An 882-nucleotide genomic window follows, 5' to 3' on the forward strand; every position below is an offset into this window, starting at 1 on the left:
GGTTGCACGGTCGGATACCTCCCCGGCCTAGCCATGCGAAAAGCAGCCGATCTCTACCCCGGACGATCAAAAACCGACCGCCGGGATGCATTCATCATCGCCGACACCGCCCGCACCATGCCGCACACACTGCGGGCAGTCGACCGCGACGACGAGACGCTAGCAGCGCTGAAGATGCTCGCCGGATTCGACGACGACATCGCCAAAGACGCCACCCGAACGAAAAACCGCCTTCGCAGCGTGCTCACACAGATTCACCCCGCACTCGAGCGCGTCTTCGCAGGCGAGATTCTCTCGCGCACGCTGGTGCTGGACTTGCTCATCCACTACGGCGGTCCGACAAAACTGGCCGCCGCAGGTCGAGGCCGAGTCCTGAAGTGGATGCGCAACCGCGCCAAGAAGGACCCTGCTGCCCTGGTTGACGCAATTTTCGCCGCCCTTGCCGAGCAAACCGTCACGGTACCCGGCACTGCGGCGGCGGAATTGGTCATTCCCCAGCTGGCGGCGAACATCAAAGCGCTTCAAGCACAGCGCGACACGATCGCCGGGCAAGTCGAAGAGATGTGCGAATCGTTCCCTCTTGCCCAGGTCTTGATGTCGATGCCCGGCGTAGGCATCAAGACCGCTTCTAACATCTTGTTGTCCATCGGCGATTGCCAGGACTTCGCCGATGCCGCGCACTTGGCCGCTTACGCCGGCATCGCGCCGATCACCCGGCGGTCGGGTACGTCGGTCCGCGGCGAGTTTCCCACCAGGGCCGGCAATAAACAGTTGAAAAAACGCGATGTTTCGATCGGCGTGGATCGCGTCGAACTGCCATCCCGCGTCGCGCGACTACTACCTGCGTAAACGGGCTCTTCAGGATTTAGAGTGCGTTGATCT

Annotated in this window: 1 pseudogene; it reads left to right on the top strand. The window is 62.0% G+C overall.

Going from position 1 to position 882, the window contains the following annotated elements:
* Positions 1-882 (top strand): annotated as a pseudogene (locus HMPREF3121_RS12145) (IS110 family transposase); the annotation flags it as partial.

This window comes from Corynebacterium sp. HMSC11E11 (assembly GCF_001807025.1).
Classification (GTDB): Bacteria; Actinomycetota; Actinomycetes; order Mycobacteriales; family Mycobacteriaceae; genus Corynebacterium; species Corynebacterium freneyi.